The organism is Verrucomicrobiaceae bacterium (assembly GCA_016713035.1).
Classification (GTDB): Bacteria; Verrucomicrobiota; Verrucomicrobiia; order Verrucomicrobiales; family Verrucomicrobiaceae; genus Prosthecobacter.
The window spans coordinates 1,242,252-1,262,396 of the sequence record JADJPW010000001.1 but is presented as its reverse complement, the minus strand read 5'-3'; the positions used below and the strand labels follow the sequence as shown (position 1 = coordinate 1,262,396).

Sequence of the window (20,145 nt, the reverse complement as noted above, 5' to 3'; positions counted from 1 at the left end):
GAAGATCTAGGGAGAGAGTGGCCATGCTTTCCTATAGCACCACCTTGACACTATTCTACATTATTATTTAAAAAGCTCTAGCCCCCGTCCAGATGCCAAGCCAAAAGCTTTCGATGATCTGCACCGAATCATAGGCTCGATTCGACCCGCCTTGAGGCAGATCCAAGGTGGCCAGATGTTCGCGGATACCAGTCTGATCCACAAAACGCTTCATCAACGCCATGCCGCCAAAGGGCGTCACAGGCTTGTCGGAGTATTCAATCGGTAGATTCACCATCACGGTGATTCTGCCACACGCGTCAATCCCTCATAGTAACACCCCTTCGCTTCACTCCAGCTACTCTATTGCATTATCCAGGGTAAAACCGTCACTGCGCTGCAACAACAAAGCCGAGAATGAGAAATACACCACCAGCATCCCCGGCGTCAGGGCCTTCAACGAAGGCCGCGCTTCTTCCACACCACACAATAACCAAGTTCGGAAAAGCCCCCCCTATCCAGAAGTGCCCTTCTCAATGTCCAGATGGATCAATGACGTTCACTGTGACAAATAATAAGACGTTTTTCGTTTCTGATTGAAAAACTTCACTCCTAAATAATCTTCCTAGGAAAGGCAAATCGCCCATTATGGGAACATGGTCATCAACTAAATTGCGTCTCTGTATTTTCACTCCGCCTAATACGATGGTTTGGCCGTCCCAAATCGTAACAGACGTGGTTACTTTATGGCTTTTGAAGACAGGTTGCAAGATGGTATTTGGTGTAATAAGTTGCTCTGGTGTACTTAGTGGAGCGAATCCAACTGTTAATAATTGAGAAATAAGAGGAGGTGGAGGAAACGGATTGTTAGTTACACGAAACCAAGAAAGTGGTAGATAGGAGATACTTGCAGGTGAGAGTATAGGACTGCCATAGTTAACAAAACCTTCGAATTCAGTCAGTGATGGACTAAGGACTAAATCCACACTTCTCGAGTCTTCCGATATGACGGGCTCCACCTCCATAACAACCCCCGTTTTCCTCATTTCAAATGCTGTTGGTGTGGTCGGAGTGGCAATCATAGAGCCGCCACTTGCATTGCCTTGTGGTAGTTGAGGGGGGTCAAATTCTGTTGGGTAAATAAATTCCCTTACCACTTCAACTGACGCCTTGTTGCCGCTTTTTGTGGTCACACTCGGACTGGAGTTCGAATCGACCCCCTTTTTTTGCGATAGCGCTCTTAATACTGTTTGAAATTGGGGGTCGGTAAAGACACCAGCCACGGAAAAAACACCGGGAGCGACGCTGCTTTGCACGTTTGAACTTCCTGTTTGAAGTAAGGTGCTAATACTATCGTTGCTAATAGCATTCGTTCCACTTCGATTGCCGGCGGTAATGATGCCACCTCCCCCAGACGGACTATTCTGGGGGACACCCAAGGGGGTAGGACCTGCCAGCACTGAGGATACATTTTGCGCTGGGTATACGTCGAAGCTATCGGCTCCCTGAGTAACGTTGATTGGCGGTATGGTTGCAGTGTTTTTAAAGGCGAAATTGTTGGGTTGTAAAGCTGCACCATTTCCAGAGCTTCCTCCTCCTGCGAACACATTGTTGCCATTCATGCCCACTCCCCCCATCAGCCAATCAAACCCTAATTCTTCCAAGTTTGTTTGGCTTACTTCTATCATTCGCACCGTGACGGTCACCTGCTTTGGTGTGGATCTGCTGGAAACCTCTACGAGAGATTCTACAATTTCCATGTTGGATAGGGTATTGCGCACCACGAGGGTGCTGCTTCCGGCGTTGAAGCTGGCGCTGGAGCCTTCGGGGAACTGGACGCCTTGGTTTTGGAGGAACTCTTTGGCCCCGAGGCGTTTGAAGGTTAGGCCACCGCCTGCGGCGGCGGCAGGGGCGAATGGATCAGCGGGGCAGCTCCAGCGGCACCTGCAGCGGTGCTTTGGATGAAATCCGGTGGGACCCGGAAGCTGCGGGTGATCATGGCGGTGTTTTGCTCACCGAAGGAACTGATGACGACGGCATGCTGCTCAACACGGTAGGTCACTCCTGCAAGCTGGGCGACATAGCGGAGCACTTCGTCCATGGGGACGTTTTGCATGCTGAGGCTAATGGGCGTCTTGCGGTTTTCATCAGGGAGACTGATGACGAAATCGATGCCTTTTCCTTGTGGGTCGAGATCGCGGCTCCGGAGGCGGAGAAGCTCGATCACTTCATCAATGGTGGCTTTTTCGAATTCGACACGGGGCATCTGATACGTGTGTAATTTGTCCAAGATGGACTCCCGCCCGATGCCGGTGACACTGCTGGCGCGGGCTCCGAACATGGCGTTCAGGTCTGCGGTGGCTGGTGGGACGGGGTCTTCCCAGTGGCGATCTACTTCGGAGAGCAGTTTAGAGCGCTGATGGTCGTAGGCAGCGCGAAAGTAGGTGGAGCGCTTTTGCTCGGCACGTTCCATTCCTCGGCGGGCAGCACTGTTGTAGGGGTCGATGCGCAGGACGTCTTGGTAGGTCCGGTTGGCGTTGTCATAGTCGCCCAGTTCGAGGAAGGAATTGCCCTTGAGGAGCAATGCTTCGACTTTTTTAACATTCTCGATGTGGGCGGCGGTTAGAGCGGGAGGGAGACGATCTGGATCGGTAAGGCGGCTACGCGCGGCTTTGATTCGAGTGTCGCTAGGGGAGATGCTAGCCAGTTTATCGAGCAATTGGGATGCCTCGGCGGCTTGTCCGGCGAGCGCGAGCTCTTGGGCACGTGCACATCCGGTGCTGATGTAGCCGGAGCGGGCTGCTAGACGCGTTTCTTGCGTCAGTGGAGCGTCCGGGAGAGATGTGTAGATAGATTCAAAGAGGCTGAGGGCCTCCTGGGTCTTGCCTTCTCTAAACAGGGTGTCTGCACGGGAGATGTCCGCTGAAGCTTGGGTGACACCTTGCATGCGGCGTGAGGCTTCACGCTGGGCGAGCCCTGAAATGCTATCGTTAGCAGTTATGGGTGTGCCTATCGAGAGGGCTACCAAGACGCAAAGCGTCGCCAGTCGAGCATGGGAGGTTTGGCAGCGGGAGAGAGGCAGAGGCATGAAAGTGGCAAATATCAGCTTTGTCAGGTGATGTGCGGGAGGATTGAAATACCAGATTGCCTCAAGAATCCCAAGTTTTTTCTTCGGTGAGCCGGACTTTTTATCTTTCATTTGCCGTAGGACTCTAACCCACTTTCAGCGCCCCAGATCGCCGCTGAAGTCGCTGGGCATGCGCCAGTCGCCGCGAGGGGATAGGGCGACGGTGCCCACTTTCGGGCCGTCGGGCATGCTGGAGCGCTTGAACTGGCTCTGGGCAAAGCGGCGGAAGAACAGCGCCAACCATTTCGCGATCTCGGCGGGCTTGTACCTGCCTGCGAAGGCTTTTTCGGCCAACCACTGGATCTTTGCCGCTGAACTGCCGTGGCGCAGAAAGTGGAAGAGGAAGAAGTCATGCAACTCATACGGCCCGATGCTGTCTTCCGTCTTTTGCTTCAGGGAGGCATCTGCGGCCAGTGGCAGCAGCTCGGGCGAGATCGGCGTGGCGGCGATGTCACGCAGCACGGCACCTGCTTTCTCTGCAAAGGGGCCATCAGCGCACCATTCGATGAGGTAGCGCACCAGCGTCTTCGGCACGCCGGCATTCACGTGATACATCGACATGTGATCGCCATTGAAGGTGCACCAGCCCAGCGCGGACTCGGACAGATCGCCCGTGCCGATGACCAGCCCACCGGTCTGATTCGCCACGTCCATGAGAATCTGCGTGCGCTCACGAGCCTGCGCATTCTCATAGGTCACATCATGCGTGCTTTCATCATGACCGATGTCGGCAAAGTGCTGCCGCACGGCCTTGTCGATGGAAATGGTGCGCAGCTTGACGCCGAGAGCCTCGGCGAGCTTTTCGGCATTGCCACGCGTGCGCTGGGTGGTGCCGAAGCCGGGCATCGTGATGGTGAGCACCTCGCATTGGGGCACTTTCGCTCTGCGCACGGCCTCCAGGGCCACGAGCAGTGCCAAGGTCGAGTCCAGGCCGCCAGAGAGGCCTAGCACCGCTGTCTTGCACTGCGTCTGTCGCAGCCTGCGAGCCAGTGCGGTGCTCTGAATGGCGAAAATCTCCTCGCACACAGCGCTGCGATCCGCTTTGGCATGTGGCACAAAGGGATGCGGTGTGAGTGGCCGACGCAGCTCGTCTTTTTTAGCGACCGCGTCACCGCCGTTAAAGACCACCGTGCGTGTTTTGAGCGTTTGTTGCTCATCGCGGAAGACCGCACTGCGCATCCGCTCATGCAGCAGATTTTGCACATCCACATCTGCCACCGCGCTGCGTGTCTCAAAGGCGAAACGCTCCGTCTCGGCCAAAACACTGCCATTTTCCGCGATGAGGCTATGCCCCGCGAAAACGACATCCGTGGACGATTCACCCGCACCCGCGCCGGCATACACATAAGCCGCCAAACAGCGCCCAGACTGCTGCGCGACGAGATTGCGCCGGTAGGGCGACTTGCCGAGCAGCTCGGTGCTGGCAGATGGATTGACCAAAATCGTCGCCCCAGCCAGCGCCAGCTTGCCGGAGGGCGGATTCACCGTCCAGAGATCCTCGCAGATCTCGACTCCGACGACGCAACCCGGCACTTCGGCCAGTTGGAAGAGCAAATCCGTGCCGATGGGCACACTGACATCCTCCGTGATGCCCACTTCATCCTCTCGCAGCGTTTGAGCAGGTGAAAACCAGCGCCGCTCATAAAACTCCGCCGAGGTCGGCAAGTAGGACTTCGGCACAAAGCCCAGCACCTCTCCCTCGCCGAGCACCGCCGCCACATTGTAAAGCCGACCTGCCAGATGCAGCGGCAGTCCCACCACGACCAGCGCACCACACTCCGCCAGCTCGCCCGCGACCTCACTCAGCGCACGCAGCGCCTGCTCACGCAGGCCTGTCGTGTGAAACAAATCCGCGCAGGAGTAGCCCGTGAGGCACAGCTCTGGGAAAACGATCACCCGGCAGCCCTCGCGGGCCAGCGCCAGCGCCTCACGCGTGATGATCTGGGCATTCTTCACTGGATCGCCCAGAATCAGCTCGGGCGACACAGCAGCGACACGGACGAGGCCGTGTGATTCACGGATTTGAGCGGCGGAGAGCTTGGGGGCGGGCATGCACGGAATGGACCACCTAACCCCGATCCTTCAACTTCTGATGTACTCCACACGTTGACATTCTGCCGAATCGACGCACGAATCCCACGCACACATGGCAGACACCCCGCGCACACTCCTCACGAAGGCCCAGATGGCCGAGGGCGTCGAAAATTTGGCAAAAAGCATCTGCGAAGCCAATCAGGACGCCACCGAGATCGCTCTCGTCGGTATTCACCGCCGTGGGGTGCCGCTGGCACGCCGCATCGCCGCCGCACTTGAGCGGCGTGGCTGTGTGAAGGTCCACTTCGGCACCATCGACATCACGCCCTACCGCGATGATTTGAGCACCTTTCAGATGGTGCCACGGCTAGAGGGCTCCGACATCTCCTTCGACGTCGATGGCATCCACGTCGTCCTTTGTGATGAAGTGATCTACACGGGCCGCAGCGTGCGTGCCGCTCTTGATGAGCTCTCCGACTACGGTCGCCCCCGCCGCGTGCAGCTCGCTGTCCTGGTGGACCGCTGCGGACGTGAGCTGCCCGTGCAGCCCGACTTTGCCGCACTGAAAGTCACCCTCCAGCCCGGCGAACGTGTCGCTGTGCGCTTCGAGGAAGTGGACGAAAGCGGCGACTCCTGCACCATCGAATCCAAGCCCCTTAGCCGATGACCCTACCGCCCCGCAAAGACCTCCTCGACATCGCCTCCATCTCGGATGACGAAATCAAGCTCGTCCTGCAAAACGCGGTGCAGTTCAAAGACCTCTTCAAGCGCAGCGTGAAGAAAGTCCCGCCCCTGCGCGGCCAGACCGTGCTCACTCTCTTCTACGAGCCCAGCACCCGCACACGCTCCAGCTTCGAAGTCGCCGCCAGCCGCCTCTCCGCCGACGTCACCCACTTTGACATCGAAAGCAGCAGCGTCGTCAAAGGCGAGAGCGTGCTCGATACCGTGGAGACGCTGGAGGCCATGCGCGTCGATTACATCGTCGTGCGGCACAAGCAGGCCGGTATCCCCAGCCTCATCGCGAAAAACACCCGCGCCAGCGTCATCAATGCCGGTGATGGCTGGCACGCCCATCCCACGCAGGCGCTGCTAGATGCCTTCACCTTAAAAGAGATCCACCCAGACCTCACCGGCTGCCGCGCTCTCATCGTCGGCGATATCCAGCACAGCCGCGTCGCACGCAGCACCAGCCTCATCTTTCGCCGACTCGGCATGCAGGTCGCCTACCTCGCCCCAGGCTCCATGATGCCGCGTGACGTGCCAGCGGAGATCCCCCAGTTCGGCAACTGGAACGACGCCCTCGAATGGAAGCCCGATGTCATCTACCTCCTCCGCGTGCAGAGCGAGCGACTCGATGAGCCCTTCATCCCCAGCGCAGCCGAGTATCACAAAAACTACGGCCTTACCAACGAACGCGTCGAGATCATCCGCCAGCGTGGCCTTCATCTCATGCACCCAGGCCCCGTGAATCGCGGCGTCGAAATCACCGATGCCGGCATGAACTACGAAAAGAGCCTCATCAACCAACAGGTGGAAAATGGCATCGCCGTGCGCATGAGCGTGCTCTACTGGCTACGCCCAGGCGCTGAGTGCCCCCTTTGAGGCCAGCGTAGCGTCTCCACATACATCCCGCCGTCATTTCATGCGGCGTTCATGAAGGTTTCACCTCCGTGTTGAAAATGCGGGCCTGATGAAAATCACGCTCCTCTCCCTCCTCGGAGCTGTGGTGGCCGCACAGGCCGCTCCAGCTCAAAAATCCGACTCCACCACCCCGAAGCTCGATGAGAGCGAAGTCCGCATTTCCTATGCGGAGCTCAAGCGGCTCCTCGCCGCCGCGCAGCCCACTCCCACGGCAGAATCAAAGCCGAAGCCGCCTGTGCCCGCCGCGCTGCTTTCCTCGCTCTGGCGGCTGGATACGAAAAAAGGCCGCATCATCGCCGAAATGAGCACGCAGAGCTTTGTGGACGGCTGGCAGGCCATCCCGCTCGCAGGTGCAGCACTCGGCGCGGTCGAAGTACAGCCTCCTGATACACGCCTCATCATTCAGGACGATCACCTCTGCCTGCTCACCGATCAAATCGGGCCACAGACGATCACCCTCAGCTTTCCGCTCACACTCCCACTCACTCTGCATCTGGCTCCCAGTCCCGTCGCGGCCCTAGAGATCACAGAACTCCCTGCAGAGCACACCTTGCGCATGCAGTCAGGCTCCGGCACCAGCCTGATCCGCCAAGCAGGACGTCATGCACTGCCCGCCGCAGGTGGCAGCATCACGCTCGATTACCCCAGCAGCCATCCATCCACGCCTGAGAGCGGTGCAAATGACGAGGCCATCCTCACCACCGCCACCTACACCACCCAGGTCGTGCGCGATGGCTCGGTGCTCACCGAGGGCTCACTGCTCGTGCGGCATGATCCACCCATGCGCATCCAGCTCACGCTGCCAAAGGATGCACGCCTGCTTCAATGCCATGTGAACGACCAACTCGTTCGCCCCACGCTGCAAAACGGCTCTCAGCTCGAAATCCCACTCGATGATCCCACCACCGACGGCGGCGAATCGAAGATCGACATCTCCTTCACCACCTCACTGCCCGCACTCCAGGCTACCGAGGGCGAAATCGAGCTCGCGCTGCCGCAGACACCGCTCTTTGCCCGCGAGATTGATTGGCAGGTGCGCTTGCCCAGCGGCTTCGACCTCGCTGCCTCCGGCAACGTCGAAGCACTCCCACCCGCAGCCGATGCCAAGCCTGGCCTGCATCTGCGCAAAGCCCTCTGCCGCGATCAGCAGCCCCAAGCACGCATCACCTACCGCCGCCAGACCACACCCACTCAACGCTAAACCCACACGCACCTGCTTTCTCACCATCCACCTCATCATCGCATCATGAAAACATCACACCTCATCGCCATCGCCTTCATCTTCGTCCTCACCTCCTTCGCCTGGTGGTTCCTAGGCGGCACCATCAGCATCCGCACCGCCCACATGCGTGACACCGCCGGTCAAGGCGTCAGCGAGCGCTGGGGACCACCACTCGTGCAGCAGCACCCACGCGCCAGCTACCAATCCGGCGATGGCGAAAAACTCAGCTTCCAGCCTGCCACCAGCGACGTGAAAGCCCGGCTCACCTATTTACCCGTCAAAATGGGCCTGATGTGGCAGCGCACCTACGGCCTGGAATTTGAAGGCCATTACACCTTCACCAATCCCGCCTCCATCACCCAGAAAGTCCAAATCAGCCTCGATCTGCCCACCACACGCAGCATGCTCGATAAAGTCGTCTTCACCCTCGGAGAAGGGGACCACTCCCGGCGCTCGCTCGCATCACCAGAGAACGGCGTCATGGTCGAGAGCATCGAGCTAGCCCCAGGGCAGTCCATCCCCGTCCTCATCAGCTACCAGTGCCGTGGCACCGATGTCTGGCGCTATGCCTTCGCCGACAGCAGCCGCATCCGCGACTTCCAGCTCGCCGTGAGCACCGATTTCGACGAAGTGAACTACCCCATCAGCTCCCCCACACACCGAGAAGACTCCACGGAGGGCCTCGCACTCATTTGGAAATATGATGACGCCATCTCCGCACCCGGCATCGCCGTGGAAATGCCCCGTGAGCTCAATGCAGGCCCCGTAGCCGCCCAGATCGCCTTTTGGTCCCCACTCTCGCTGCTGCTATTCTTTGGCGTGCTCGTCATCACCTGCATCGTGCGTGGCACACGCCTTCATCCGGTGAATTACCTGTTACTCGCCGCAGGCTTCTTCGCCTTCCCATTGCTCTTCAGCTACATGCTCGATGTGATCCCCGTGCAGGCCAGTTTTGGCATCGCCGCAGTCGTTTCCATGGCCTTGGTCTGCGGCTATCTGCGAGCCGCAACCGGTGAATTCATGTTCCGCATCGCCATCGCAGCCCAATTTGCCTACATGGTGCTCTTCAGTGCCAGTTTCTTCTTCAAAGGCCTCACCGGCCTCACCCTCACCCTCGGCGGCATCGTCACCCTCGCCGTCCTGATGGCCCTAACCGCCAAAGTGGACTGGAGCCAGCGCCTCGGCGGCTTATCCCCCAAATTGGCGTAACTACTCCTCGACTACTCATCGACGAATCGCGGCTATCTCGCTCCACCTCGGCAAAGTGGCGCGAGATAGATCAAAGTGGCCGCTCCACGAGCAGAGTCTTGGTTCCGATGGCTGAAGCGCCTCAAGCGGCGGCTACGGGGGCGGCTTGGAAGCGCTCCATGCTGAAGCGCTTCATGAGTGAGCCGCCTGAGACAAAGGCGAAGCCGCCGAAGAAGAGCATGAGGAAGGGGATGGAGAACCATTGTCCACGCTGACCTGCTAGCACGATCATCCAGCCGAAGTAGATGGCTAGAGCGACCTCTAGCCAGAGGGCGATGGATTTCCCGGCTTTGTAGCGACTTTTTTTGTTGGCGGCCTGGGCCTGGGTGGCGATGCCGTATTTCGGAGTGCGGACGAATTCGCTTTCCTGGCCGAGGAGGGCTTCGAGGACGGCTTTGCCGTTGTTGATGCTCATGCCGATGCCGAGGGCGAGGAGCATGGGCATGTAGGGTATGGCCCGCCACCAGCCACCGCGTGTCTGGGAGCCCTGAGCGGTGAGGTAGAAGACGATGACGGCGAGTGTGGCAAAGAAGAACACCGGCACATCGACGAACACGGCTTTTTGCCAGGAGCTGCCCATGACGAAGTTCGCCGGGTACATGAGCACGAGGGTGCAGAGGGTGAGCAGGTAAGCGAAATTCGAGGTGAGGTGTGCGGTGGCTTCCAGCTTGATGGAGAGTGGGGCCTCACTGCGCCAGACGTCGCCGAGGATCTTTTTGCAGACCTGGATGGAGCCCTTTGTCCAGCGATGCTGCTGGCTTTTGAAGCCATCCATGTCCGGTGGCAATTCTGCCGGCACGACGACGTCTTTGAGGTAAATGAATTTCCACCCGCGAATCTGGGCGCGGTAGCTGAGATCGAGGTCCTCGGTGAGTGTATCGTGCTGCCAGCCGCCGCTTTGCTCGATCGCGGCGCGGCGCCAGATGCCTGCGGTGCCGTTGAAGTTGAGGTACTCGCCGTGGCGGCTGCGGGCGGTCTGCTCCAGCACGAGGTGGCCATCGAGGAAGAGGGCCTGGAGTCGTGTGAGGAGGGAGAAATGGCGGTTCGCATGGCCCCAGCGTGCCTGGACCATGCCTGCACGCTCATCGGTGAAGTGATGGATGAGATTGAGCAGGTAATCGGGCTGCGGCTGGAAGTCGGCGTCGAAAATGCAGATGAACTCGCCTTTCGCGGATGGCATGGCTTCATCCAGTGCTCCGGCTTTGAAGCCATTGCGGTTCGTGCGGTGGCGGTACTGGATGTCGTGGCCTTTGGCGGCGTATTCGGCACTTAGTTTTTCTGCGAAGGCGGCGGTTTCGTCGGTGGAATCGTCGAGCACCTGGATTTGGAGCTTATCACGCGGGTAATCCAGATTGGTCACGCAGCGCAGCAGGTTCTCCACCACATCGTATTCATTGAAGATGGGTAGCTGCACGGTGATGACGGGCAGCTCGGCGTACTGACGTGGCGGCACAGGCACATCGGCACGATGTTTCCAAAAATGGTACAGAACCTTGATCCTGTGGGCACCGAAGCCAGACAGGGCGAGGAAGAGAAGGATGTAACTGGCAAACCAGATAGGATGATCCCAGGGGAGCATACGGGAGGCCCGTTTCGTAGGTGGGGGAAAAAACGGGGCGCATCAATCGCCGTATGAGCCCACCTTGCAAGGGCAAATCCTGATGTCATAAGCTGGTAAAATCCGCGTCTAGGTCGAAAGAACCCCATGCTCTACGATGCTCATAACCATCTCCAGGACGACCGCCTCGATCCCTGGCGTGATGCCCTACTCGCAGTGCTGCCCGCTACGGGCTTGATCCAGTCCGTGGTGAATGGCTCCTGTGCGGAGGATTGGCCCCTGGTGGCTGATTTGGCCCGAAATCACGCCTGGATACGTCCCGCCTTCGGACTGCATCCCTGGTATGTGAAGGAACGCCGCGAGGACTGGCTAGTCACGCTGCGGGGCTACTTGGTGGCTTTTCCGCATGCCATTGTCGGTGAAATGGGGCTCGACCGCTGGATCGAGCAGCCAGACATCGCGGCCCAGCTCGACTGCTTCCGCGCTCAGCATGCGCTGGCCTGTGAGCTCGACCGACCAGTGACCATTCACTGCCTGCGTGCCTTTGGCATGCTGGAGGAGACGCTGCGGGCGCTGCCCCGGCTGCCACGCGGCTTCTTGCTGCACTCCTACGGCGGCCCGGCGGAGATGGTGCCCGCTTTCATCAAGCTGGGGGCCTATTTCTCCATCAGCCCCTACTTTGCTCATTCGCGAAAGGCAGCCCAGCTCGCCACCTTTGCTCGCATCCCGCTTGATCGCCTCCTGGCGGAGACGGATGCCCCAGACCTGCATCCACCGCCGGAGCGAAATCCGCATCCACTCACGGCGGCCGATGGAAAAACGCTCAACCATCCTGCCAACCTCACCGTGAGTTATGACCTCATCGCCAGCCAGCACGGCATCACTCGTGATGAGGCTGAAAAAGCCGTCGCAGAGAATTTTCTGCGGCTCTTTGGCCGTGGGGTGCAGTGATCTAGTCCGCAAAGACAGATCGAATCGACTCCGAGCACACGTTAGGTGCTGCCCTCACCTTTTTTCACATGCGAAATACCTTCCATCTCCTCCCTGCGCTCGCGGCACTGCTACTCGCTCCCACGTTGCTCCAGGCTCAAAAAGCCGCTCCGAAGCCCCAGGCCGCCGCCGTGAAGCTTTTGCCCGAAAAGGCACTCCCTACCGATGAGAGCAACCTTCCAGGTGAAGGGAAGCTGCGGCAATACGAGTGGTTTCAAAAGCTCTGGCAGTCCCAGCGCAGCAAATGGGCCGCAGAGGCTGCCAAGGACCAAAATGCCGTCGTTTTCCTCGGCGACAGCATCACGCAGGGATGGGGTGCCGACTTCGGCAAGCGCTTCCCCGGCATGAAGCTGGCCAATCGCGGCATCAGTGGCGATACCACACGCGGGATGCTCATCCGGCTTGAAGACGTGCTCACGCTCCAGCCTGCCGCCGTCGTCATGCTCATGGGCACCAATGACATCGAGGAAGCCATCGACGCAGCCGCCATCGGTCGGAACGTGCAAAAAATCCTCCAAGCCATCAAAGCCAAATACCCGCAGACACCCATCGTGCTCTGCCGCATGTTCCCCAGCTCGGAGAAGAAAAAACGCCCCTCCGCCACCATCAAGGCCGTCAATGCCCTCTACGACGCTGCCGTCAAAGGCGATCCGCAGATCACCGTGCTCGATACCTGGACTCTCTTTGCCGATGCTCAGGGAGACGCCCGTGCCGAGTTCTTTCCAGACCTGCTTCACCTCAATGCCGCAGGCTATGACCGCTGGGCCGCCGCACTCAGGCCCATCTTTGCCACCCTCGGCCTCAGTGAGACAAAAGCAGACAGCTTCACACCCGAGCCCGGCTTCATCAGCCTCTTCAATGGAAAAAACCTCAGCGGCTGGGGCACACGCCCCACTCCACCGCGCAAGCAGCCCGCTGCGAAATCGAAAAACCCCGCTCCGAAGCCCGATGCGCCCGTCTTTGTCGAAACCAAAGAAGCCGTGAGCTTCGATGGCAAAATCACCAGCGACGATGGCCGCTACCGTGCGATCCATGGCCGACTCGTCGTCACCACACCGCCAGAGGGCCGCCGCATCCAGCAGCTCTGGACCACGCAGGAGTTCGGCACCGATTTCACCCTGAAGCTGGAATTCCGCGCCACACCGAACGCCGACAGCGGCGTCTTCATCCGCCAGCCGCAGCTCCAGTGTCGTGACCTCCTCCTCGCTGGCCCCTACAATCAACTGAAGAACTTCAAGGAAGGCGATTGGAACGAACTCGTCGTCACCGTCAAAGGCACCACCGCCACTGCCACCTGCAACGGCGAGCTACTCACCGATGCACTCACCGTCCCCGCCACAGGCCCCATCGGCCTCGAAGGCGACCGCGGCCAGATGGAATACCGCCGCATCCGCATCCAGACCGCGAAGTAGGCCTTCTAGTACAGCCGCAACGGCTGAAAGTTGCCCAGTTCCTGCGGAACTGGGCGGCTACTTCGCTCTCGCGATGCCGGATTTCACGTTGTTGATCGCTTTGGTGATCTTTTCCTGCATCGTCGTCTTATCGCCTGTCATCGCATACGCGATCGCCTCGTCCACATACGCGATGGCATCCTTGCGCTCGCCTTCCTTGTTCGATTTGGCACCCACCAACTCCTTCCGGGCAGTTCGCAGGAAAACCAAAGGCTCCTTGGCTGTCTTCGCCGCTTCCAGTTGAGCAATCGCTCGCCTCATCGGCCCCGGTTTAGCATCCTTGGCTGATGCGGTCATGCCTAGGCTCAAAAAAGCCGTCAAAAGCAGGAGGAAGTTTTTCATAAGGCCCAAGAACGCTGACGAAGCAGGAGTGATTACATCGACCGCACCATCTCCAGGGCTTCTTCGAGCTGTTTGTGGCCTGGGGTGGAGCTGAGGCGGGGGAACCTGCCTTCGATCATGACGAGCTTGCCGTTGCGGGAGAGGATGAGTTTCCGCTCTTTGATTTCCACGTCGTTGATGCCGGCGTGGGCGGCGGCGAGGCGGATGCTGGCGCAGGTGAGGAGGTTGGTGACGGCGTGGGGGAGCTTACCGCCGAATTGATCGCGCCATTGGGACTCCAGCTCATCGAGCTCCTTGCGGGTCATGATCTCGCCGAGCTGGCGGTAGGCGGTGATGCGCAGTTTCGCGTCCTCGATGAAGGTGGCGGGCAAAAATGCGGGCGTGGCACCTTTTGCGGCCTGGAGCATCAGGGCCTCGCTCATGACGAGGAAGTCTGCCCGTAGGCCCACCTCGACCGGGCGTGCGACGCGGCGGCCCTGCATGCGTGCGACGCTTTGCTTGAGCATCTGGCAGTATAGATCGAAGCCGATGGCGGCGATGTGGCCACTCTGCTCAGTGCCGAGGAGATTGCCCGCGCCGCGTATTTCCAGGTCACGCAGGGCGATTTTGAAGCCGCTGCCGAGTCCGGCGTATTGCTTGATGGCATTGACGCGTTTGCGGGCATCGCCGGCTGTGACTTCATCTCGGGGGAGTAGCAGGTAGGCATGTGCCTGGACTCCACCACGGCCTACACGGCCCCGGAGCTGATACAGATCGGCCAAGCCGAAGCGGTCTGCGCGGTCGATGATGATGGTGTTGGCATTCGGAATATCGACACCACTTTCGATGATGGTGGTGCAGACGAGAACATCTGCCTCACCATCGACAAAGGTGTGCATGATGTCCTCCAGCAGCTCGCTATCCATCTGGCCGTGTCCGATGAGCACGCGGGCCTTCGGACAAAGCTCGCGGATGCGCATGGCGACTTTTTCGATGGTGGCGACACGGTTGTGGAGGAAGAAGACCTGCCCACCGCGCTCGATCTCGGTCTCGATGGCCTGCTTGATGATGCGCTCGTCGTAGGGGCAGATCTGCGTCATCACGGCCTGCTTATTCGGCGGCGGCGTCTCGATGGTGCTCATGTCACGCATGCCCATGAGGGCTAGGTAAAGCGTGCGCGGGATGGGCGTGGCGCTGAGCGTGAGCACATCGACGAGGCGGAAGATGTCTTTGAACTTCTCTTTGTGCTTCACGCCGAAGCGCTGCTCCTCGTCGATCACCGCGAGGCCGAGATTTTTGAAGCGCACGTCCTTAGAGATCACGCGGTGCGTGCCCACCACGATATCGACCGTGCCTTCGCTGATACCCTTCACTATTTCGCGTTCTTTGTTCGCGGGCGTGAGTCGGCAGAGCATCTCGACGGTCACGGGGAACTCGCTCATGCGCTGGCGGATGTTTTCGTGATGCTGGCGGGCCAAAACGGTCGTCGGCACCAAAATGGCGACTTGTCGGCCTCCCATCACGGCTTTGAAGGCTGCGCGGATCGCTACCTCGGTCTTCCCAAAGCCGACATCGGCGCACAGGAGGCGATCCATCGGCTTTTCGGCCTCCATGTCGCGTTTGATCTCCTCCGCGCTGCGGAGCTGATCGGGCGTTTCGCGATAGAGAAAGGACTCCTCGAACTCGACCTGCCACTTGGTGTCTGGCTGGTGGGAAAAGGCCTTCAGCGTCTGTCTTTCCGCTGCGACGCTGAGCATACGCTTGGCGAAGTCCTCGACGCTTTTTTCCGCTGTGGCCCGTGTTTTTTTCCAGCGTGTCTCGGTGAGCTTGCTCAGCGATGGCGCTTTGCCACCGACGCCGACGTAGCGGCTGACCATGTGGACATGCGCCAGCGGGACAAAGAGCTTCGCGCTGTCTGCGTAGTGCAAAACGAGCACTTCCTCCTTTTTACCACCGTCACGCACCTCCACGCCCATGTAGCGTCCGATGCCGTGCTCGGCATGGACGACGAGATCGCCCTCACGCAGCTCGCTGAGCACATCGCGGGCTTTGCGCAGTGTTTCGGCCTCATCGAGCTTCGATCCGCGCACGCGGCGGATGTGCTGGTGACGGCCAAAAATCTCTGCGCCGGTCAAAACGGCCAATTTAGCCGCTGGAACGGTGAAGCCGCGATAGAGCAGGCCTAGCTTCGTCTCGACAGAGGAGGGGAGCTTACTTTGCAGCTCGTTGAAGCGCTCACGCTCTGCCTCATTGTGAAAGAAGATGACGCTGCGCCAGCCGGCCTGATGCCATTCGCTGATCTGGCGGTTAAAAAGCTCCCGCCGGGCCTCATGCAGCACGAAATCGGACGCATCAAAGACACCGAGCGGATTCTCATGAATGGCAGCGGCGAAGTCTTCGAGGCCACTCACGGAGGCTGTGCCACTGAAGATGCGGGCGTGCGCTTCGGTGCTGTCCTCACCCTCGATCTGGATGATGAAATCGTCTTTGCGCAGATGATGGCGCACGCGGCCAGAGTCATCCGCGCCGTCGTTCATCGTCAAAATGATGCCCGCACTCTCTAGGCGGCGGATGGAGGCCTGATTGTGCAGATCAAAGGCGCGGATGGACTCCAACTCGTCATCAAAAAACTCGAGGCGCAGCGGCTCCTCAGCCTGCCAGGAGAAAAAGTCCACGATACCGCCCCGGCGGGCGAACTGACCGCGCTCGGTGACGACGGGGCTGCGCTCGTAGCCGGCATCGGTGAGTTCTTTGAGCAGGATCTCGACATCGAGCTTTTCACCGGCTTTGAGCATGCGTTTCTGCTCCGTGATTTCGGCGAGGTTGGGCGCGGGCTCATCCAGGCTGTCGGCGCAGAGCACGATGGTGGGTGCCTCTCCCTCCAGCATGCGGCTGAGCACGGCGGTGCGTTCTGCGAGCAGCTCTGGATCTGCGAGCGCACTCTCGATGACATGGCCTAAGCGTGGGAAATACTGCGCCGGGCATTGCCACACGGCCAGCTCGGCATGGATGTGGTCCTGCGTTTTGACATCTGGGCAGAGTATCCACACACGGCGCTTGGATTTCTCCATCCTGCGCACGAGCAGAGCCGCCGCGAAACCAAAGGCCTGCGGGGCGATGTGTTCGAGCTGGGTGCGTGTTTTGAACTCCTTTTTCCCGAGCACCAGATCGACCAGGCCGAGTGCATCCCCCCGCGCACGAGTGGTGGGCGGTTTGTTCAGACGTGAGGCAGCTCGTTTGGCAGAGTGCAAGAGGGGAAGGCCGGGCCTATGCGGCTCGGAGTGGGAGTTTTCAAGGCTGGAATGTTTGGCTTTCGGCTCTGCGCTCCTTGTTTCCGATCGCTTGCGGGTTTATTTCACGGTCACGCATGCTCACACCTCTCGATCTGAAGCTCTTCCGCGACCTGAGTCGTATGAAGGGGCAAATCGTGGCAGTGAGTCTGGTGATGGCCTGTGGACTGGCGATGATGATCATGACGCGGAGTATCATTCTGACGCTGGAGAGCACGCGAGATGCCTACTACCAGCGGCATCGCATGGCGGATGTGTTTGGCTCATTAAAGCGGGCACCGAAATCGCTGGGCGATCGAATTGCGATGATCCCCGGCGTGGCGGCGGTGGAGACGCGGGTGGTGGTGAATGCCACGCTGGATCTGGAGGGCATCGACGAGCCTGCGACGGCGCATTTGGTATCATTACCGGAGGATAGGCCGCAGACGCTCAATCAGCTCTTTATCCGCCGTGGGAGCCTGCCACGGCCGGATGCACGCAATGAGGCGGTGGTGAGTGAGGCCTTCGCTTTGGCCAATCACTTGCGCATCGGGGATCGGCTCACGGCGATCATCAATGGCAGGCGTGATGAGATCGTGGTCAGCGGCATCGGTTTGTCGCCGGAGTATGTGTTTGAGGCGCGGCCAGGTGAAACGCTGCCGGATAACAAGCGCTACGGCGTGTTTTGGATGAATGAGCGCAGCATCGCGGTGCCGTACAATTTGGACGGAGCCTTCAATGACCTGTGCATCGACCTTTCACCCGGCGTGGTGGCTGCGAGCGTGATTTCAGAGGTGGATCAGTTGCTAGCGGACTATGGAGCGCAGGGCTGCTACACACGCACGGATCACGCCAGTGCGAAGCGGCTGGATGATGAACTCAAAGTGGTGCGTGCGCTGAGTTTTGCCTATCCGGTGGTGTTTTTGAGCGTGGCGGCCTTCATGGTCAATGCGGTGCTGGCGCGGCTGGTGCGGCTGCAACGCGAGCAGATCGCTCAGATGAAGGCGCTGGGCTACTCCTCCTGGCAGGTGGGGCGGCATTATCTGGGCTATGCACTCATGATCGTGGTGATCGGCACCTTCATCGGCGGGATCGTGGGGCGCTGGTTCGGAGCGCTGATGCTGGGTATTTATGATCTGTTCTTCCGCTTTCCAGAGCTGGTGTTTCGCATGGATTACAGTGCCTGGGGGCTAGCGCTGCTCATCAGCGCGGGTGCGAGCGTGTTGGGGGTGCTCAGTGTAGTGTGGATGGCGGTGAAACTGCCGCCCGCAGAGGCCATGCGGCCAGAGCCGCCAGCGGACTTCAAGCCCTCCCTACTGGAGCGTGCTGGTCTGGCCAAACTTCTGCCCACGAGTCTGCGCATGGCGCTGCGAAACATCGAGCGCAGGCCTTTGCAGGCGGTCTTCACCATCGCGGGGCTCTCGCTAGCCACGGGGCTGATGGTGCTACCGGGTTCGATGGCGGATAGCATCGACCATTTGCTCACTTATCAGTGGAATGATGTGCAGCGGCAGGATGTGATGGTTTTTTTGTCCGAGCCGGGCTCTGCATCGGCGCTGCATGACCTGGAGCACCTGCCCGGTGTGCAACTGGCGGAGCCCCTGCGTGTGGTGCAGGCTCGCATACGGAATGCGCATCACTCCCGGAAGCTGGGAATCACCGGCATCTCACGCAGTGCGGAGCTGAATCGGCTACTGGATGCTGAGGGCCGCCGCCTGCGCCTGCCGGATGAGGGCATCATGATGTCCAAGCAGCTCGGCGAGATCCTAGGCGTGCGCATCGGTGAAAGTGTGCAGGTGGAGGCACTCGAAGGTGCCCGTGCGACTCGCAGCGTGCCGGTGCGTGGTTTTATCGAGGATTTTGCCGGCATCGGAGCCTACATGGACATCGACGCCCTGCGCCGCCTCATGCGTGAGGGAGAGACAGTGAGCGGGGCGTATTTAAGCGTGGATGAGGCGCGGTGGAGTGACTTCATGCGAAAGGTAAAGGACACCCCGCGTGCGGCCATCACGCTGGTGAAGGCGGATCAGCTCGCCGCTTTTCGCAATACCACAGGGCAGAGCATCGGAGTCATTCGGAAGCTCTACCTCACTCTAGCGATCATCGTCGCCTTCGGTGTCGTGTACAATAGTGCTCGCATCGCTCTGAGTGAGCGTGGGCGTGATCTGGCGACGCTGCGGGTGGTGGGCTTCACTCAGAGGGAGATCGGTGGTGTGCTACTGGGGGAGCTGACGCTTCTCGTGCTGGCCGCATTGCCCGTGGGGCTGCTTTTCGGCAAAGGGCTAGCCACTTTCATCATCACCCAACTGCGCACCGAGACCGTGCGACTACCGCTGCGCATCAGCATGCACACCTATGCTTTGTCCGTGATCGTGGTCTGCTGCGCGGCGCTGGCGTCCTTCTGGGTCGTGGGCCGCATGCTGCGGAAGCTGGACATGATCGCGGTGCTAAAAGCGCGGGATTAGGCAGTGTCCTCGTTTGCATGACTACCCAAGCCGTCCATGATCGCCACCCATGAATCCAGCGCCATCCACGCCGATCCTGCATGTCAAAGGGCTCTCGAAGAGCTTTGACGGGCGTAGCGTGCTCAGTGGAGTCGATCTGGAGGTGCCGCAGGGCAGTGTGGTGACGATGCTCGGCCGCAGCGGCACAGGGAAGTCGGTTTTTCTCAAGTGCCTCGCGGGCGTGATCGAGCCAGATGGTGGTGAGGTCTTCTTCGATGGCACTCGATTGAGCAAAGAGACGCGGGCAGACTTTCGCCAGCGCTGTGGATTCCTGTTTCAAAGCAATGCGCTGTTCGATTCACTCACCGCACTGGAAAATGTGGCTCTGCCGCTGGAGCAAACCACCCGTCTGCGTGATGCCGAGATCCGTGAGCGTGCCATGGAGGCGCTGCGTCAGCTCGAGCTCGATGCGCATGCCTCGCAGTTCCCCAGCCAGCTCTCTGGCGGCATGCAGAAGCGGCTAGCGTTAGCGCGGGCCATTGTCACGCGGCCAGAGCTGGTGCTCTTTGATGAGCCCACAGCAGGGCTCGATCCGCTGCGGCGCAATGCGGTCTTCACCATGATCGTGAAGTATCAGCGCCAGTTCGGGTTCACTGCCGTAGTCATCACGCATGATCTCGCGGAGGCACTCGCGGCCAGTGACCGTGTGGCGCTGCTCGATAATGGGCGCATGTGCTTCCAGGGCACGCCGACGGATTTCTCCACCAGCACGGAGGCATCCGTGGTGGCCTTTCGCGACAGCGTGAGCACTTTGGAGCAAGAGGTGCGCACGCTGCGTGCTGCGTGACTACTTTGCCATTC

15 protein-coding genes are annotated in these 20,145 nt (G+C 59.7%); 8 read left to right on the top strand and 7 right to left on the bottom strand.

Translation table 11 applies throughout. The features are described 5' to 3' along the window. Positions 1 to 67: 67 nt before the first annotated feature. The 4 genes from IPK32_05460 to IPK32_05445 form a co-directional block, all read right to left on the bottom strand. Positions 68 to 277 carry a hypothetical protein gene (locus IPK32_05460; protein MBK8091442.1) on the bottom strand — a complete coding sequence of 70 codons (210 nt, stop codon included), beginning with the start codon at positions 275 to 277 and terminating at the stop codon, positions 68 to 70. 235 nt (positions 278 to 512) lie between these two features. Further along, positions 513 to 1,763 carry a hypothetical protein gene (locus IPK32_05455; GenBank protein MBK8091441.1) on the bottom strand — a complete coding sequence of 417 codons (1,251 nt, stop codon included), beginning with the start codon at positions 1,761 to 1,763 and terminating at the stop codon, positions 513 to 515. Positions 1,764 to 1,861: 98 nt separating this feature from the next. After that, a complete protein-coding gene (locus tag IPK32_05450) occupies positions 1,862 to 2,926 on the bottom strand; it encodes a tetratricopeptide repeat protein (protein ID MBK8091440.1) in 1,065 nt (354 codons plus the stop codon). Between the two features lie 276 nt (positions 2,927 to 3,202). Continuing rightward, on the bottom strand, positions 3,203 to 5,158 hold the full coding sequence (locus tag IPK32_05445; protein ID MBK8091439.1) for an NAD(+) synthase: 1,956 nt from the start codon (positions 5,156 to 5,158) through the stop codon (positions 3,203 to 3,205). A gap of 94 nt (positions 5,159 to 5,252) precedes the next feature. Between IPK32_05445 and pyrR the strand changes: the two genes are divergently transcribed. The 4 genes from pyrR (at position 5,253) to IPK32_05425 (ending at position 9,212) form a co-directional block, all read left to right on the top strand. Next, positions 5,253 to 5,807 (top strand): bifunctional pyr operon transcriptional regulator/uracil phosphoribosyltransferase PyrR, encoded by a 555-nt coding sequence (pyrR, locus tag IPK32_05440; GenBank protein ID MBK8091438.1) that lies wholly within the window; start codon positions 5,253 to 5,255, stop codon positions 5,805 to 5,807. After that, a complete protein-coding gene (locus tag IPK32_05435) occupies positions 5,804 to 6,742 on the top strand; it encodes an aspartate carbamoyltransferase catalytic subunit (protein MBK8091437.1) in 939 nt (312 codons plus the stop codon). Before pyrR ends, IPK32_05435 begins: the two co-directional genes overlap by 4 nt. Before the next feature lie 88 nt (positions 6,743 to 6,830). Next, complete coding sequence (locus IPK32_05430) at positions 6,831 to 7,982, top strand: hypothetical protein (protein MBK8091436.1); 1,152 nt, start codon at positions 6,831 to 6,833, stop codon at positions 7,980 to 7,982. 45 nt (positions 7,983 to 8,027) lie between these two features. After that, the gene (locus IPK32_05425; protein ID MBK8091435.1) at positions 8,028 to 9,212 is read left to right on the top strand and encodes an inner membrane CreD family protein; all 1,185 of its coding nucleotides are present in this window, start codon (positions 8,028 to 8,030) and stop codon (positions 9,210 to 9,212) included. A gap of 121 nt (positions 9,213 to 9,333) precedes the next feature. Here the strand turns inward: IPK32_05425 and IPK32_05420 are convergent, their stop codons facing one another. Beyond that, entirely contained in the window at positions 9,334 to 10,830 is a 1,497-nt protein-coding gene (locus IPK32_05420) for a glycosyltransferase (GenBank protein MBK8091434.1), read from the bottom strand. Between the two features lie 126 nt (positions 10,831 to 10,956). Between IPK32_05420 and IPK32_05415 the strand changes: the two genes are divergently transcribed. Together IPK32_05415 and IPK32_05410 are read left to right on the top strand one after the other, a co-directional pair. After that, positions 10,957 to 11,760 carry a TatD family hydrolase gene (locus IPK32_05415; protein MBK8091433.1) on the top strand — a complete coding sequence of 268 codons (804 nt, stop codon included), beginning with the start codon at positions 10,957 to 10,959 and terminating at the stop codon, positions 11,758 to 11,760. A gap of 68 nt (positions 11,761 to 11,828) precedes the next feature. Next, the gene (locus IPK32_05410) at positions 11,829 to 13,211 is read left to right on the top strand and encodes a DUF1080 domain-containing protein (GenBank protein MBK8091432.1); all 1,383 of its coding nucleotides are present in this window, start codon (positions 11,829 to 11,831) and stop codon (positions 13,209 to 13,211) included. Between the two features lie 57 nt (positions 13,212 to 13,268). Here IPK32_05410 and IPK32_05405 read toward each other — a convergent pair whose 3' ends face one another. Continuing rightward, the gene (locus tag IPK32_05405) at positions 13,269 to 13,547 is read right to left on the bottom strand and encodes a hypothetical protein (GenBank protein MBK8091431.1); all 279 of its coding nucleotides are present in this window, start codon (positions 13,545 to 13,547) and stop codon (positions 13,269 to 13,271) included. A 77-nt stretch (positions 13,548 to 13,624) separates the two neighbouring features. Then, on the bottom strand, positions 13,625 to 16,642 hold the full coding sequence (gene mfd / locus IPK32_05400) for a transcription-repair coupling factor (protein ID MBK8091430.1): 3,018 nt from the start codon (positions 16,640 to 16,642) through the stop codon (positions 13,625 to 13,627). Positions 16,643 to 16,938: 296 nt separating this feature from the next. Here mfd and IPK32_05395 point away from each other — a divergent pair, with 296 nt between their 5' ends. After that, entirely contained in the window at positions 16,939 to 19,305 is a 2,367-nt protein-coding gene (locus IPK32_05395; GenBank protein MBK8091429.1) for an FtsX-like permease family protein, read from the top strand. Between the two features lie 49 nt (positions 19,306 to 19,354). After that, positions 19,355 to 20,131: an ATP-binding cassette domain-containing protein gene (locus IPK32_05390; protein ID MBK8091428.1), complete on the top strand. Its 777-nt coding sequence runs from the start codon at positions 19,355 to 19,357 to the stop codon at positions 20,129 to 20,131. Positions 20,132 to 20,145 lie beyond the last annotated feature (14 nt).